Annotated in this window: 13 protein-coding genes; 8 read left to right on the top strand and 5 right to left on the bottom strand. The window is 72.6% G+C overall.

The features are described from left to right. The 4 genes from AB0912_RS29215 to AB0912_RS29200 all read left to right on the top strand — a co-directional run. Nucleotides 1-544: urease accessory UreF family protein (locus AB0912_RS29215; protein WP_366705014.1), on the top strand; the 544-nt coding region annotated here is incomplete at its 5' end. Nucleotides 545-962: 418 nt separating this feature from the next. Beyond that, nucleotides 963-1640 carry an urease accessory protein UreG gene (gene ureG / locus AB0912_RS29210; protein ID WP_366705012.1) on the top strand — a complete coding sequence of 226 codons (678 nt, stop codon included), beginning with the start codon at nucleotides 963-965 and terminating at the stop codon, nucleotides 1638-1640. Further along, nucleotides 1637-2395: an urease accessory protein UreD gene (locus tag AB0912_RS29205; RefSeq protein WP_366705010.1), complete on the top strand. Its 759-nt coding sequence runs from the start codon at nucleotides 1637-1639 to the stop codon at nucleotides 2393-2395. Before ureG ends, AB0912_RS29205 begins: the two co-directional genes overlap by 4 nt. 167 nt (nucleotides 2396-2562) lie before the next feature. After that, nucleotides 2563-4185, top strand: a complete 1623-nt coding sequence (locus tag AB0912_RS29200; protein ID WP_366705008.1) for an alpha/beta hydrolase — start codon at nucleotides 2563-2565, stop codon at nucleotides 4183-4185. Between the two features lie 99 nt (nucleotides 4186-4284). Here AB0912_RS29200 and AB0912_RS29195 read toward each other — a convergent pair whose 3' ends face one another. The 4 genes from AB0912_RS29195 to AB0912_RS29180 all read right to left on the bottom strand — a co-directional run bounded on the left by AB0912_RS29195 (nucleotide 4285) and on the right by AB0912_RS29180 (nucleotide 7910). After that, nucleotides 4285-5007 carry a lysophospholipid acyltransferase family protein gene (locus tag AB0912_RS29195; protein WP_366705006.1) on the bottom strand — a complete coding sequence of 241 codons (723 nt, stop codon included), beginning with the start codon at nucleotides 5005-5007 and terminating at the stop codon, nucleotides 4285-4287. Between the two features lie 214 nt (nucleotides 5008-5221). Continuing rightward, entirely contained in the window at nucleotides 5222-6472 is a 1251-nt protein-coding gene (gene rocD / locus AB0912_RS29190; protein WP_366705004.1) for an ornithine--oxo-acid transaminase, read from the bottom strand. Next, nucleotides 6469-7281: a dimethylargininase gene (ddaH, locus tag AB0912_RS29185; protein WP_366705002.1), complete on the bottom strand. Its 813-nt coding sequence runs from the start codon at nucleotides 7279-7281 to the stop codon at nucleotides 6469-6471. The genes rocD and ddaH overlap by 4 nt, the downstream gene beginning before the upstream one ends. Before the next feature lie 125 nt (nucleotides 7282-7406). Then, nucleotides 7407-7910: an Lrp/AsnC family transcriptional regulator gene (locus AB0912_RS29180; protein WP_366705000.1), complete on the bottom strand. Its 504-nt coding sequence runs from the start codon at nucleotides 7908-7910 to the stop codon at nucleotides 7407-7409. A 98-nt stretch (nucleotides 7911-8008) separates the two neighbouring features. On the opposite strand from AB0912_RS29180, the gene AB0912_RS29175 reads away from it, so the two are divergent. The 4 genes from AB0912_RS29175 to AB0912_RS29160 are packed head-to-tail and all read left to right on the top strand — an operon-like array spanning nucleotide 8009 to nucleotide 12088. Beyond that, nucleotides 8009-8764 (top strand): response regulator transcription factor, encoded by a 756-nt coding sequence (locus tag AB0912_RS29175; RefSeq protein ID WP_366704998.1) that lies wholly within the window; start codon nucleotides 8009-8011, stop codon nucleotides 8762-8764. 10 nt (nucleotides 8765-8774) lie between these two features. Then, nucleotides 8775-9170 (top strand): hypothetical protein, encoded by a 396-nt coding sequence (locus AB0912_RS29170; RefSeq protein ID WP_366704996.1) that lies wholly within the window; start codon nucleotides 8775-8777, stop codon nucleotides 9168-9170. Between the two features lie 3 nt (nucleotides 9171-9173). Further along, entirely contained in the window at nucleotides 9174-10886 is a 1713-nt protein-coding gene (locus AB0912_RS29165; RefSeq protein ID WP_366704994.1) for a cation acetate symporter, read from the top strand. Beyond that, a complete protein-coding gene (locus tag AB0912_RS29160; protein WP_366704992.1) occupies nucleotides 10883-12088 on the top strand; it encodes a histidine kinase in 1206 nt (401 codons plus the stop codon). The genes AB0912_RS29165 and AB0912_RS29160 overlap by 4 nt, the downstream gene beginning before the upstream one ends. A 155-nt stretch (nucleotides 12089-12243) precedes the next feature. Here the strand turns inward: AB0912_RS29160 and AB0912_RS29155 are convergent, their stop codons facing one another. Then, a complete protein-coding gene (locus AB0912_RS29155; protein WP_366704990.1) occupies nucleotides 12244-12399 on the bottom strand; it encodes a hypothetical protein in 156 nt (51 codons plus the stop codon). Nucleotides 12400-12487: the final 88 nt, after the last annotated feature.

The raw sequence follows: 12487 nt of genomic DNA, 5'->3' as shown, positions 1-12487 counted from the left end.
GTTCGGCCGCCGGGGTCACCTCGACGAGGTCGCCGTCGATGTGCACGGCGAAGCTGTCGGGGTCGATCCGCACGTCGGGCCGGACGCCGCCGCCGACGCCCGGACCCCCTCGCTCGCGCTGCGCGTCGCCGCGCGGCGGCTCGGGCGGCAGCTCATGCGGGCCGCCCGCGCCACCTGGCCCGGCGCCGAACTCGACCGGCTGGCCGAGGAGTTCCCCAAGGGAGCCCACCAGCCGGTGGTGCTCGGCGTGGCGGCACGGGCCGCGGGGCTCGGACCCGAGGACGCCGCGTACTGCGCCGCCTACGAGGGCGTCAGCGGGCCGGCGTCGGCGACGGTACGACTCCTGAGCCTCGACCCGTTCGACGCGACGGCCGTCCTGGCGCGGCTGGCACCGGAGCTGGACATCGTCGCGCACGCGGCGGCGAGTGCGGCGCGGCGGGTGCTCGACGAAGGCGTCGAGGCACTCCCCGCCGGGTCGGCGCCCCTGCTGGAGATCAGCGCGGAGGCGCACGCCGCCTGGCCGGTACGCCTCTTCGCGTCCTAGCCGAGCGCGAACCGGCCGACGTGCCCGGCGAACGTCGCCGTCCGGCCCGGGCGTCGCCGTCCGGCCCGGGCATCGCCGTCCGGCCCGGACTCTTCGATCGCCGCCCACCCAGGTCGGGCCGGCCCGAGCGGACCCGGCCGGAGGAGGCAAGCCCCCGAAGGACACGCGGACCGAAGGACACGCGGACCGAAGGACACGCGCACCGAAAGGCACCCACCGGAAGCACACCGCCCAACAGAACACCGGAATCACACCGCCCAACAGAACACCGGAATCACCCCCAGCGGAACCGCCGGAATCACCCCGCCCGGCGGAACCGCCGGCATCGCACCACCCGGACCACCCGGCAAAACCCCGGCATCGCACCACCCAGCGGAACCACCGGAATCCCAGCGACCGGAAGAAACAGGAGCCCCCCATGCATCTCGACCACTCCCACCACGGCCCCGCCGCCGTCAGTGCCGACGCGCACCGGCCCGACGGTCGGCGTCGGGCCCTTCGGATCGGGCTCGGCGGTCCGGTCGGTTCGGGCAAGACCGCCACCGTCGCCGCACTCTGCCGTGCGCTGCGCGACGAACTGTCCCTCGCCGTCGTCACCAACGACATCTACACCCGCGAGGACGCCGAGTTCCTGCTCCGGGAGGCCGTGCTGCCGCCCGAGCGGATCACCGCCGTCGAGACGGGCGCCTGCCCGCACACCGCGATCCGCGACGACATCTCCGCGAACCTCGAAGCGGTCGAGGACCTGGAGGACGAGGTCGGGCCACTGGACCTGATCCTCGTGGAGTCCGGCGGCGACAACCTGACGGCGACCTTCTCCAAGGGCCTGGTCGACGCGCAGATCTTCGTGATCGACGTCGCCGGCGGGGACGACATCCCGCGCAAGGGCGGACCGGGCGTCACCACGGCCGACCTGCTCGTCGTGAACAAGACCGACCTCGCGCCGCACGTCGGGTCCGACCTCGCGCGCATGGCCGCCGACGCCAAGGCGCAGCGCGACCAACTGCCCGTCGTCTTCCAGTCGTTGCGTAGCGAGGCCGGCGTCGCGGACGTCGCCGGCTGGGTGCGCGACCGGCTCGTCGCATGGACGGCATGACGGCCCAGGGGGTCCGCGCCACCGCCCGGATCGAGGCCAGGGCGGACGGGCGCGGCGGCACGGCCCTGCCGGTGCTCGACGGTGAGGGACCGCTCGCCCCGCGCCGCACCCGAGCCGCCGGAACCGAGGCGCGGGTGACGCTGGTCGGCGCGATGAACGGGCCGCTCGGCGGCGACCACCTCACCGTGCGGACACGGGTGGGCCCGGACGCCTGCCTGCGGGTCGGATCGGCCGCCGCCACCATCGCGCTGCCCGGCCAGTCCAAGGGCGAGGCACGCTACGACGTGCGGCTCGACGTCGCCGAGGGCGGCGAACTGCACTGGCTGCCCGAGCAGTTGATCTCCGCCTGCGGCAGCGAGCTGACGGTCACCACGCGCGCCGACCTCGGGCCCGGCGCACGGCTCGTCCTCCGGGAGGAGCAGGTGCTCGGGCGGGTGGGGGAGGACCCGGGCCGGCTCACCAGCCGGCTCACCGTGCGCTATGACGGACGGACGCTGCTGGACCAGGAGTTGGCGTGCGGCCCGGGAGCGCCGGGCGGCTGGGACGGTCCCGCCGTCCTCGCGGGGCGCCGGGCGCTCGGCCAGCTCGTCGTCGTACGGCCGGAGTTCGGGCGGCAGCCGCCGGTCCCGCGGCTGCTGGGGGAGTACGCCGCGCTCACCCCGCTCGCCGGCCCCGCGGCGCTCGTCACCGCGCTCGCCCCCGACGCGCTGCTGCTGCGCCGGGTCCTGGACGAGGCGTCGCACGACCTCACATGACGTCAGAAACCGCCGGTGGAAGGCGGGTTCACGGAAAGCTCACCGCTGACCGGAGCACGGCGTACCGGCTATCGGAATGGTAAAGAACGCCGGTCACATCTGTTCTCAGGGGACTCACAGCCGAAAGGATCCCCGTACCAATCGCAACGATGTACGGGAGGCCCCACTTGAGGTCCAAGCGACCCACGAAACGGGTGACGGCGCTCGGTTCGGCCGGCGTGCTCGTCACGGCGACCCTGATAGCCGGAGCCGTGGCGGCCCCGTCGGCCACCGCCGACTCGCGTCACGGCCGGAGCCACGGACAGAGCCACGGGCAGAGCCGCGAGCAGCGCGGTGCCGCCGTGGCCGCGCAGCGGGCCGCCAAGGCGGGAATCGACTGGCAGGACTGTCCGGCCGACTGGGGCTTCGTGAAGCCGATCCAGTGCGGCTGGGTCAGCGTGCCGCTGGACTACGCGCACCCGAACGGAAAGCAGCTCAAGCTCGCCGTCGACCGGATCGCGAGCACCGGCACGAAGGAGGAGCGGCAGGGCGCCCTCCTCTACAACCCGGGCGGCCCCGGCGGCTCCGGCATGCGCTTCCCGACCCGCGTCACCGGCAAGAACCCCCTGTGGGTGAACACGGCGAAGGCCTACGATTTCGTGGGCTTCGACCCGCGTGGTGTCGGCCACTCCGCGCCCATCTCCTGCGTCGACCCGCAGGAGTTCGTGAAGGCGCCCAAGGCGGACCCGGTCCCCGACAGCGAGGCCGACAAGCGCGCCCAGCGCAAGCTGGCCGCCGAGTACGCCGACGGCTGCGCCGAGCGCACCGGCAAGGCCGTGCTCCAGCAGATGACCACGCCCAACACCGCCCGCGACCTGGACGTCATCCGCGCCGCGCTCGGCGAGAAGAAGCTCAACTACCTGGGCGTCTCCTACGGCACCTACCTGGGCGCCGTCTACGGCACGCTCTTCCCGGGCCACGTCCGCCGCATGGTGGTCGACAGTGTCGTCAACCCCGAGCGCGAGAACATCTGGTACCAGGCCAACCTCAACCAGGACATCGCCTTCGAGGGCCGCTGGAAGGACTGGCAGGACTGGGTCGCCAAGAACGACGCCACCTTCCACCTCGGCGACACCCGCGCCAAGGTCCAGAACCAGTGGCTGAAGGTGCGCGCCGCCGCCAAGAAGAGCCCGCTGGGCGGTGTGGTCGGCCCCGCCGAGCTGATCTCCTTCTTCCAGAGCGCCCCGTACTACGACTCCTCGTGGGTGCCGATCGCGACGGTGTTCAGCAAGTACGTCGCCGGTGACACCCAGGCGCTCGTCGACGCCGCCGCGCCCGACCTGTCCGACACCGCGGGCAACGCCTCCGCGGAGAACGGCAACGCCGTCTACACGGCCGTCGAGTGCACCGACGCCAAGTGGCCGACGAGCTGGCGCAAGTGGGACCGGGACAACTCCCGGCTGCACAAGGACTACCCGTTCATGACCTGGGCCAACGCGTGGATGAACCTCCCGTGCGCCACCTGGCCGGTCAAGCAGCAGACGCCGGTCGAGGTCAGGACCGGCAAGGGCCTGCCGCCGGTCCTGATCGTGCAGTCCACGAACGACGCCGCCACCCCGTACGTGGGCGCCGTCGAACTGCACAAGCGCTTCAAGGGATCCCGGCTCATCACCGAGAAGGGCGCCGGTTCGCACGGTGTGACCGGTCTGGTCAACCCCTGCGTCAACGGGCGGGTCGACTCCTACCTGCTCACCGGGAAGACGGACGCGGCCGACGTGACGTGCGCGCCGCACGCCACTCCGCAGCCGTAGTCCCCGCGACCCGAGGGGCGGCCGGTTCCGACCGGCCGCCCCGTCACGCTGCCCGCCCGTCCTGGCGGGACCACCGGACCCGCGGGCAGACGGCGCCGCTCAGCTCGACGGCGTACGGCGGAACGGGCGCCGGGACTCCGCCTTCGCCGCCTCCTCCTTCTTGACGTCGGCGGCGTACCGGTCGACGTACTCCTGCTCCGAGAGCGTCAGGATGGCGTACATGATCTCGTCGGTGATGGCGCGCAGGACCGTCTTCTCGTTCTCCATCCCGGCGTAGCGCGAGAAGTCGAGGGGCTCGCCGAACCGGATCGACACGGGGCGGATCCGGGGGAGCTTGCGGCCGGGAGGCTGCGCCTCGAACGTGCCGATCATCGCGCAGGGGATCACCGGCGCCTCGGCGCGCAGCGCCATCACGGCGACGCCGACCTTGCCCTTGTAGAGGCGGCCGTCGTGCGAGCGGGTGCCCTCGGGGTAGATGCCGAGCAGCTCGTCCTTGGCGAGGACGCCGAGGCCCTCGCGGATCGCGGCCTGCCCGGCCTCCTTGCCGGAGCGGTCCACCGGGATCTGCCCGGCACTGCGGAAGAACGCGGCCGTCAGCCGGCCCTTGATCCCCGGCCCGGTGAAGTACTCCGCCTTCGCGAGGAAGGTTATCCGGCGCTTCAGGATCGCCGGCATCAGGAAGTGGTCCGCGAAGGACAGATGGTTGCCGGCCACGATGGCCGCGCCCGACGACGGTACGTGCTCAAGGCCCTCGATCCGAGGCCGGAAGACCAGTCTCAACAGTGGACCCAGAAGCACGTACTTGAGCACGTAATAGAACACTGAGCGCTCCTCGTTTCCCCGTGGGAGCGATCAGTGTAGGCGCGGCCGTCGCCGGGCGTAACCACCAGGACGTCACTCTCTGTCGCCTCGGAGCACGTCTTCCCGGCTCGTCTTCCCACCAGTCCTCCCGGCCGGTCTTCCCGGCTGGTCTTCCAGGCCGGTCTTCTGGGCCGGTCCTCCGGGCAGGTCTTCAGGGCCGGTCCTCCGGCCAGTGTCAGACCCCTCGGGCCAGAACCTTCTCCAGGGACCCGAGCGCCGAGCCGAGTTCCTCCTCGGTGATGGTGAGCGGGGGCGCGAGGCGGATGGTCGAGCCGTGCGTGTCCTTGACGAGGACGCCCTCTTCCATCAGCGCCTGGCTGATCTCCCGGCCCGTGCCGATGGCCGGGTCGATGTCGACGCCCGCCCACAGCCCGCGCGAGCGGAAGCCCACCACGCCCCGGCCGACCAGCGTCGTCAGTCCCTCCCGCAGGACCACGCCCAGCGCGGCGGCCCGCCGCTGGTAGTCGCCCGTCCTCAGCAGGCCGACGACCGCCGAGCCGACCGCGGCGGCGAGCGGATTGCCGCCGAACGTCGAGCCGTGCTCGCCCGGCCGCAGCACCTCCATGACGTCCCGCCGCCCGACGACCGCGGAGACCGGCACGATCCCGCCGCCCAGCGCCTTGCCGAGCAGCACCAGATCCGGGACGACGGACTCGTGGTCCACCGCGAGAGTGGTGCCCGTACGGCCGAGGCCCGACTGGATCTCGTCCGCGACGAAGAGGCAGCCCGCGCGCCGCGTGAGGTCGCGGACCCCGGCGAGATAGCCGTCGTCCGGGATGACGACGCCCGCCTCGCCCTGGACGGGCTCGATCAGGACCGCCGCCGTGGTCTCGTCGATGGCCGCCTCCAGCGCGGCCAGGTCGTTGTACGGCACGACCCGGAAACCGGGCGTGAAGGGGCCGAACCCGGACCGGGCCGTCTCGTCCGTGGAGAAGCTGACGATGGTCGTGGTGCGGCCGTGGAAGTTGTCCGCCGCCACCACGATCGTCGCCCGGCCGGGCTCGACGCCCTTCACCTCGTACGCCCACTTGCGCGCCACCTTGACGGCGCTCTCCACCGCCTCCGCGCCGGTGTTCATCGGCAGGACCATGTCCTGGCCCGTCAACTCGGCCAGCGACTCGGCGAATCCGGCCAGCCGGTCGTTGTGGAACGCCCGCGAGGTGAGAGTGAGCCGGTCGAGCTGGCGGTGCGCCGCCTCGATCAGCACCGGGTTGCGGTGGCCGAAGTTGAGGGCGGAGTAGCCGGCCAGCATGTCGAGGTAGCGGCGGCCCTCGACGTCCTCGACCCAGCTGCCCTCGGCGTGCGCGACGACCACGGGCAGCGGGTGGTAGTTGTGCGCCAGGACCGGCGCCTCGGCACGGATCAGCTCGGCGGAGCCGCGCGTACCGTCGGCGGCGGAGGTACCCACACGGGCGGGAGCGGTCATGAGCGGATCTCCTGAGTGCAGCACTTGATGCCGCCGCCGGCCTTCTGGAACTCCGAGAGGTCGACGGGGACGGGAACGTAGCCGCGCCGGGCGAGCTGCCCGGCGAGGGCCTCGGCGCGCGGCGCGATGAACACATGACGGCCGTCGGACACGGAGTTGAGGCCGAAGGCGAACGCGTCCTCGCGGGTGGCGATCACCGCGTCCGGGAACAGCCGGGCCAGCACCTCGCGGCTGCCCGGCGAGAAGGCGTCCGGGTAATAGGCGATGTTCTCGTCGTCGAGGACGAACAGCGCGGTGTCCAGGTGGTAGAACCGCGGGTCCGTCAGGCGCAGCGTGATCACCGGGACGCCGAAGAACTCCTGGACCTCGCGATGCGCCTCTGGTGTCGTACGGAAGCCGGTGCCCGCCAGGACGAAGTGCCGGGTCGGGACGAGATCGCCCTCGCCCTCGCAGACCGACTCGGGACGGTAGACGTCGAACCCGGCCGTCTTGAACCAGGTGTCGTACGCGGTGGACTCGGGGCGCCGCTCCGGCGCGTGGAAGTACGAGCCGAAGACCCGGCCCCCGAGGACGAGCGCGCAGTTCGCGGCGAAGACCATGTCGGGCAGGCCGGCGACCGGCTCGACGGATTCGACGGTGTGACCGTGCGCGCGATAGGCGTCGGTCAGCGCCCGCCACTGGGCGCGCGCGAGATCCGCGTCCACGGGGGCGTCGGGATGCATCCAGGGATTGATCGCGTACTGCACGGCGAAGTGTCTGGGTTCGCAGACGAGAAAGCGCCGGGGGCGCGGCACACGGCTGTCGGGCACAGAGGGGTCCCTCCGCTTCCTGCGGTGTCGGCTGGGTGGATACCTCCACGGTAGGAAACGGGGGATACGGGCGACAAGCGAGGAGAGCTGCGTGTCTGCGCAGTATCGCTGCGTGATCGACTGGGTCAGCGCACGTTTCCTGCGTCGCCGGGGGCGGCATGGGTCGCTCCCGCCTCCGGAGCCTCGGGCAGCAGATGGGACAGCACCATGTAACTGATCGTCTTCCGGATGAACGGTTCCACCCGGATGCGCTCCAGCACCTCCTCGAAGTGCTCCACATCCACCGCCCGAACGTGCAGCAGCGCGTCCGCGCCGCCGGTCACCGTCATCGCCGCGGTGATCTCCGGATGGTTGCGCACCACCTCGGCGAGCCGCCTGGGCGGGGCCGCCCCCTCGCAGTACACCTCGACGTACGCCTCCGTGCGCCAGCCGAGCGCCGCCGGCTTCACGGTGGCCGTGAACCCGGTGATCACCCCCGTCTCGCGCAGCCGGTCGACGCGGCGCTTGACCGCCGTGGCGGACAGCCCGATCGCCGCGCCGATCTCCGCGAAGCTCGTCCGGGCGTTGGCCATCAGAGCGGTGATGATCTTGCGGTCGAGTTCGTCGAACATCGCGGGCTTGCTGTTCATGGCGGCACTGTATCCAGCGGCGACCGCCACCCGGCCGGGCACGACGGCCATGTCCCGCACATGTCCAGCCGCCCGAATCGCTCTTACACTCCACTCTCATGCTGCGCGCCCTCGCCGTCGACGACGAACGACCCTCCCTGGAGGAGCTTCTGTATCTCCTGAACGCCGATCCCCGGATCGGCAGCGCCGAGGGCGCGGGCGACGCGACCGAGGCGCTGCGCCGGATCAACCGCGCCCTGGAGTCCGGACCGGGCGGCCCCGAGGCGATCGACGTCGTCTTCCTCGACATCCACATGCCGGGCCTGGACGGACTCGACCTGGCCCGGCTGCTCGGCGGGTTCGCGCAGCCCCCGCTCGTGGTGTTCGTGACCGCGCACGAGGGCTTCGCCGTCCAGGCCTTCGACCTCAAGGCCGTCGACTACGTCCTCAAGCCCGTACGGCGCGAACGGCTCGGCGAGGCGATCCGGCGGGCCGCCCAACTCCGCGACACCGCACCGCTGATCCCCGTCCACGAACCCGACCCCGACCACATATCCGTCGAACTCGGCGGCGTCACCCGCTTCGTGGCCGTCGAGGACATCACCCACGTCGAGGCCCACGGCGACTACGCCCGGCTGCACACCCCGCAGGGCACCCACCTGGTCCGCATCCCGCTGTCCACCCTCGAAGAGCGCTGGCGCTCCCGGGGCTTCGTCCGCATCCACCGCCGCCACCTCGTCGCCCTGCGCCACATCGCCGAACTCCGCCTGGATGCCGGCACCGTGAGCGTCCTCGTCGGATCCGTCGAACTCCAGGTCAGCCGCCGCCACGCCCGCCAACTGCGCGATCTGCTGCTGCGCCGGACCGCGAGCTGAGGAGGACGGCGTGCCGCAGGACCCCGCCGAACGCCGCGTCGTCGTCACCGGAACGCCCCGGCGCACCCTCACCCACGCCCGGTCGCGCACGCGCGGCCGCCACCCCCACACGTCCGGCTACTACCGGCCACGGACCGAGATCGACGAACAGACCACCCTCGGCCACACCTACGTACGCTCCCTGATGCGCAGTCAACTCCGGGCGGCGCTCGCCGTGTTCGCCGTCCTGGTGCTGCTCGTCGCCCCGCTGCCGCTGTTCTTCGCCGCCCTGCCCGACCGCCCCGGACTCGAATGGGCCGTCCTCGGCTTCTGTGTCTACCCGCCCCTCGTACTGCTCGCCCGCTGGTACGTGCGCCGGGCCGAACGCAACGAACGCGACTTCGTGCGGCTCGTCGAGGACCGCTGACCGGTGAACCAGAACTACGCCGTTCCCGCGGTCGCCCTCGTCGTCGTCGCGACCGTCCTGGTCGGCGCGTTCGGTCTGCGCATCTCCCGGACCACCTCCGACTTCTACGTCGCCTCCCGCACCGTCGGCCCCCGGCTCAACGCCGCCGCGATCAGCGGCGAATACCTCTCCGCCGCCTCCTTCCTCGGCATCGCCGGACTCGTCCTCGTCCAGGGACCCGACATGCTCTGGTACCCCGTCGGCTACACCGCGGGCTACCTCGTCCTGCTCCTGTTCGTCGCCGCCCCGCTGCGCCGCTCCGGCGCCTACACCCTGCCGGACTTCGCGGAGGCCCGCCTCGGCTCCCAGGGCGTACGACGCCTCGCCGGAGCCTTCGTCGTGGGCGTCGGCTGGCTCTATCTGCTGCCCCAGCTCCAGGGCGCCGGACTGACCCTCGCCGTCATGACCGACGCGCCCGGCTGGTTCGGCGGCGTCCTCGTCGCCGCCGTCGTGGTCGCCACCGTCGCCGCGGGCGGCATGCGCAGCATCACCTTCGTCCAGGCCTTCCAGTACTGGCTCAAACTCACCGCCCTGCTCGTCCCCGCCCTCTTCCTCGTCCTCGCCTGGCAGTCGCACGGCGCGCCCCGCCACGCCTTCGACGAACCGCCCGCCTTCCGCGACCAGCGCCTCGTCCGCATCGACGCCACCCTCGACCTCAAACTGTCCCGGCCCCTCACCGTCACCGCGACCGGCACCGTGGACGGCCGCCGCCACGACAGCGCGCGCCTGCACCTGGCGGCCGGCACCCACCGCGTCGAACGCGGCACCCGGCTCACCTTCGACCCCGGCGCCCCGGTACCCGCCGCCGACCGGGGCAGCAACGGCGGCATGTCGACCTCCCTCGCGGCCGGCCGCGAGGAACGCCCGCTGTACGCCACCTACGGACTGATCCTCGCCACCTTCCTCGGCACCATGGGCCTGCCCCACGTCGTCGTCCGCTTCTACACCTCCCCGCACGGCGTCGCCGCCCGCCGCACCACCGTCGCCGTGCTCGGCCTGATCGGCGCCTTCTACCTCCTCCCGCCCGTCTACGGCGCCCTCGGCCGCCTCTACGCCCCCGAACTGAGCCTCAGCGGCGACGCCGACGCCGCCGTGCTCCTGCTGCCCGACCGGATGATCGGCGGAGCCGGCGGCAACCTGCTGGGCGCACTCGTCGCGGGCGGCGCCTTCGCCGCGTTCCTGTCCACGGCCTCCGGACTGACCATGGCCGTCGCCGGAGTGCTCACCCAGGACGTGCTGCCCTCCCGGGGCGTGCGGCACTTCCGGCTCGGCACCGTCCTCGCGATGGCCGTACCGCTCGCCGCGAGCGTCCTGGTCGGCGGCCTGCCCGTCGCGGACGCGGTGGGGCTCGCGTTCGCCGTCTCCGCGTCCTCCTTCTGCCCGCTGCTCGTCCTCGGCATCTGGTGGCGCCGGCTCACCCCGCCCGGCGCCGCCGCCGGCATGCTCGTCGGAGGCGGCGCCGCCCTGCTCGCCGTCGGCGCCACCATGGCCGGCTATCCCCGCACCGGCTCGCTGCACGCCCTGCTCGCCTGGCCCGCCCTCTGGTCCGTCCCGCTCGGCTTCGTCACCATGCTGCTCGTGTCCCTGGCCACCGCGGCCCGCGTACCGGCGGGAACGGCCGCGATCCTCGCCCGCTTCCACCTCCCGGAGGAACTCACCGAGGCGGCGGGCCGGTGAGCGGATTCCTCGCCGGCCTCTGCGTCGCCGCCCTGCCGCTGCTCGCCGCCGGATTCTGGCTCGGCCGGCGCACCGCACGCCCGCAGCACCTCGGCGGCCTCGGCACACCCGTCGAGCACGCCACCTTCCAGACCCTGCACACCGCCTCGCTCGCCGCGCCCCCGCTGCGCGCCGGCCTCACCGAGGAGACGGCCCGCCGCTCCGCGCGCCGGCTGCGCACCCTGCTCGGCACCGACGCGCTGTGCCTCACCGACGAGGAGTCGGTCCTCGCCTGGGACGGCGTCGGCTCCCACCACCGCGCCGAGATCATGGAACGGCTCGGCGGCCCGCTGGACACCGGCCGCGGCGAGGCCTTCCGGCTGAGCTGCGACGAACCCTCCTGCACACTGCGCTGGGCCGTCGTCGCGCCGCTCACCGTCGAGGACCGGGTGCACGGAGCGCTCGTCGCCTGCGCGCCCCGCGAGTCGGCCGTCCTCGTACGCGCCGCCGGCGAGGTCGCGCGCTGGGTCTCCGTCCAACTCGAACTGGCCGACCTCGACCGGTCCAGGACCCGGCTGATCGAGGCCGAGATCAGGGCCCTGCGCGCCCAGATCTCCCCGCACTTCGTCTTCAACTCGCTCGCGGTGATCGCCTCGTTCGTCCGCACCGACCCCGAGCGCGCCCGCGACCTGCTCCTGGAGTTCGCCGACTTCACCCGCTACTCGTTCCGCAAACACGGCGACTTCACCACCCTCGCCGACGAACTCCACGCCATCGACCACTACCTGGCGCTCGTACGGGCCCGCTTCGGGGAGCGGCTCTCCGTCACCCTCCAGATCGCCCCCGAGGTGCTGCCGGTCGCGCTGCCCTTCCTCTGCCTCCAGCCCCTGGTGGAGAACGCCGTCAAGCACGGCCTGGAGGGCAAGGCCGACAAGAGCCACATCAGCATCACGGCGCAGGACGCGGGCGCCGAGGCACTCGTCGTCATCGAGGACAACGGAGTGGGCATGGACCCCGACCGGCTGCGCCGCATCCTGTCCGGGGAGGCCGGCGCCTCCGGCGGGATCGGCCTGTCCAACGTCGACGAACGGCTGCGCCAGGTCTACGGCGACGACCACGGCCTCGTCATCGAGACGGCCGTGGGCGCGGGCATGAAGATCACCGCGCGACTGCCCAAGTACCAGCCGGGCGTCCACTCGGCGACCCGGCACTCCCGGCCCTGACCGGGCTCGCGCCCTCGGCGGGTGACCGGGCTTGTGCTCCCGGCCCTGACCGGCCTCGCGCCCCCCGCCGTGAATCGGCACACGCCCCGGGCGGTGACCGGACTGCGCCCCCGCCCGAGCCCCCGGTCCAGGCGTTCCGGATGCCCGCGCCGGGGTCAGGCGTGGGACACCACCATCCCGAGCGTGATCAGGCCGAGCACGACCCAGCCGAACCACAGCCAGCCGTTGCTGCCCAGCGCCACCGTGTAGGCCGTCACCATGACGAGCCCGCCCACCGTGAGCGCCCCCATCGTCTTCGTCGTACCGGGCATCGCGACACCCTCCTCCAGCCGGGGCCCGCAGCGCGGGCCGTGGCCTTGGGTGCCATTTTCACCCGGACGGACGCGCTTCGCCAGGGGC

Source organism: Streptomyces sp. NPDC007084, assembly GCF_040703595.1.
In the GTDB taxonomy this organism is placed as follows: domain Bacteria; phylum Actinomycetota; class Actinomycetes; order Streptomycetales; family Streptomycetaceae; genus Streptomyces.
This window is presented reverse-complemented; position numbering and strand designations above follow the sequence as displayed.

Bases quoted from the DNA above. Each gene is read 5' to 3' on its own strand.
- ureG (WP_366705012.1), top strand. From the start codon at position 963: ATGCATCTCGACCACTCCCACCACGGCCCCGCCGCCGTCAGTGCCGAC.
- AB0912_RS29205 (WP_366705010.1), top strand. From the start codon at position 1,637: ATGACGGCCCAGGGGGTCCGCGCCACCGCCCGGATCGAGGCCAGGGCG.
- rocD (WP_366705004.1), bottom strand. From the start codon at position 6,472: ATGACCGCTCCCGCCCGTGTGGGTACCTCCGCCGCCGACGGTACGCGC.
- AB0912_RS29180 (WP_366705000.1), bottom strand. From the start codon at position 7,910: ATGAACAGCAAGCCCGCGATGTTCGACGAACTCGACCGCAAGATCATC.
- AB0912_RS29175 (WP_366704998.1), top strand. From the start codon at position 8,009: ATGCTGCGCGCCCTCGCCGTCGACGACGAACGACCCTCCCTGGAGGAG.
- AB0912_RS29155 (WP_366704990.1), bottom strand. From the start codon at position 12,399: ATGCCCGGTACGACGAAGACGATGGGGGCGCTCACGGTGGGCGGGCTC.